The sequence below is a fragment of the Candidatus Atribacteria bacterium genome, assembly GCA_011056645.1.
Classification (GTDB): Bacteria; Atribacterota; Phoenicimicrobiia; order Phoenicimicrobiales; family Phoenicimicrobiaceae; genus Sediminicultor; species Sediminicultor quartus.
Genome location: DSEL01000113.1, coordinates 1 through 2,339, shown reverse-complemented (window position 1 = coordinate 2,339; position 2,339 = coordinate 1). Strand labels below are relative to the sequence as shown.

The following is a 2,339-nucleotide window of genomic DNA, read 5'->3' as shown; positions in this document are numbered from 1 at the left end:
ATAGAGAATCATTACAAGATTACCTACTATTTCAATTAAGTACAGCGGTAAGTAGTGATATTGATTATAAAATTGGAGAGTATTTAATAGGCAGCATAGACGATAACGGCTATTTAAGTGTTGGTTTAAATGATATTTCTCTTGATTTAAATATCAAAAGGGATAAAATAAAAAAGATATTATCTTTAATTCAAAGTTTTGAGCCGACCGGAGTGGGAGCAAGAAACCTACAAGAATGCCTATTGATCCAGATGAAATATCTGGATATTAGAAATAAAAACATTAAGAAGATTATAAAGTACCATCTACATGATTTAGCTCGAAAATCATTTAAGAAAATTGCTCGAGAGCTTAAAATATCCGTGCCTGAAGTTCAGTCTTTGGCTGATGTAATTAAAAAATCGTTTGACCCTAAGCCTGGTAGAAAAATGGGGAACTTTAAAGATGCTAAATATATAATTCCCGATTTACTAATCATAAGGAAAAAAGGAGGTGGGTATAGAGTAATTTTTAATGATAGCTATTTACCCGAAATAGAGATAAATAATAGCTATAAAACGATTTTAGAGGCGGGAAAAAATGTTTCTCCTGATGACAAAGAAAAATTAATCAAAAGAGAAAGGATTCCTGAGCAGGAGAGGGAAGATGCAAAAAGATATATAGAGGGAAAATTAAATTCTGCTAAGTGGTTAATTAAAAACATAGAACAGAGAAAGAAAACTATATATCGTATTGCTGAAACTTTAGTAGAATACCAGAAGGATTTTTTAGATCAAGGAATTTTATATATAAAACCACTAACCTTAAAGAAATTAGCAAGCAGATTAGGAATTCACGAATCTACCGTATCAAGGGCAGTCCAAAACAAAATAGCACAAACACCTCGAGGACTTCTTCAGATGAAATTTTTCTTTTCTAAAGGAGTGGATAAAGAAAGTGGAAACACCATCTCTACCGATAGGATAAAAAAACTAATAAAAGAATATGTAAATAACGAAAATTGTCTTAAACCATATAGTGATCAGAAGCTAACAGGCCTCCTAAAGGAAAAAGGCGGGGTAAATATTTCTCGGCGAACAGTGGCTAAATACCGAGAAATATTAAAAATACCCTCTTCTAATCTACGCAAAAGGTTTGGCATTTAAATATAAGAGTAAATAGTTAAATTGTTATCTGTTTGGTAAAATTTTTGATATTAATTAAATTGATGAAGGGGTATATGACTATTCGTTTATTAAAACAAAAAAGAGGAGGAAAAGAAATGACCATAAAAGTAGGAATTAACGGATTCGGAAGAATCGGAAGAAACGTTTTTAGAGCTGGATTAAAAGAAAAAGAAATAAATTTCGTAGCGGTGAATGATATAACCGATGCTAAAACATTAGCTCATCTATTAAAATATGATTCTGTTCATGGTACATTACCCGAAGTAAAATTAGAAAATGACAATATTTTAGTAGGTGGGAGAAGAATGAAAGTATTGAGTGAAAGGGATCCCTCTAACCTTCCCTGGAAGGATTTGGGAGCAGAAATTGTTATTGAATCTACCGGGATTTTTAGAGATAGAGAAGGAGCTTCAAAACACTTAACTGCTGGAGCAAATAAGGTAATTATATCTGCACCGGCTAAAGGAGAGGACATAACGATAGTAGTAGGTGTAAATGAAGATAAATATATACCTGAAAAGCACCATATAATTTCCAATGCTTCCTGCACAACTAACTGTCTTGCACCGGTTGCAAAAGTTCTAAACGATATATTTGGAATTGAGAAAGGGGTTATGACTACCATACATTCTTATACTGCAGATCAGAATTTAATGGACCTACCACATAAAGACTTAAGAAGGGCAAGAGCAGCGGCGCTTTCCATGATCCCCACTACTACCGGAGCAGCACAAGCAACGAGTTTAGTGATTCCGGAATTAAAGGGAAAATTAACCGGTATGGCTTTTCGTGTTCCCACCCCTAACGTTTCTGTTGTGGATCTAGTAGTACTACTAAGCAAGAAAACTAATCCGGAAGAAATTAACCAATCTTTTAAGGAAGCTACCCAGAAAAGTTTAAAAGGTATTTTAGATTTTACTGAGGAACCTTTAGTTTCCAGAGATTTTAACGGTAATGCCTATTCTTCTATTGTTGATGGATTATCTACACTGGTAATAGATGGTAATTTAGCTAAAATTATAGCTTGGTATGATAATGAATGGGCTTATTCATGTAGAATCTTGGATCTTATAAAATATATCGGGAAATTAATATAGTACAAGTATATAGCATATAATTAAGAAAATAGTAATGAGTATATAAAAGTTAGTGCTAACAATACCCAGCAATATT

The 2,339-nt window shown here is 32.9% G+C and carries 2 protein-coding genes; both read left to right on the top strand.

All coding sequences use genetic code 11. The features are described from left to right. The coding region (rpoN, locus tag ENO17_04665) for an RNA polymerase sigma-54 factor (GenBank protein HER24326.1) at positions 1-1,145 on the top strand (1,145 nt) is incomplete at its 5' end. Positions 1,146-1,261: 116 nt separating this feature from the next. After that, on the top strand, positions 1,262-2,263 hold the full coding sequence (gene gap, locus ENO17_04660) for a type I glyceraldehyde-3-phosphate dehydrogenase (protein HER24325.1): 1,002 nt from the start codon (positions 1,262-1,264) through the stop codon (positions 2,261-2,263). The last annotated feature ends 76 nt before the right edge of the window (positions 2,264-2,339 follow it).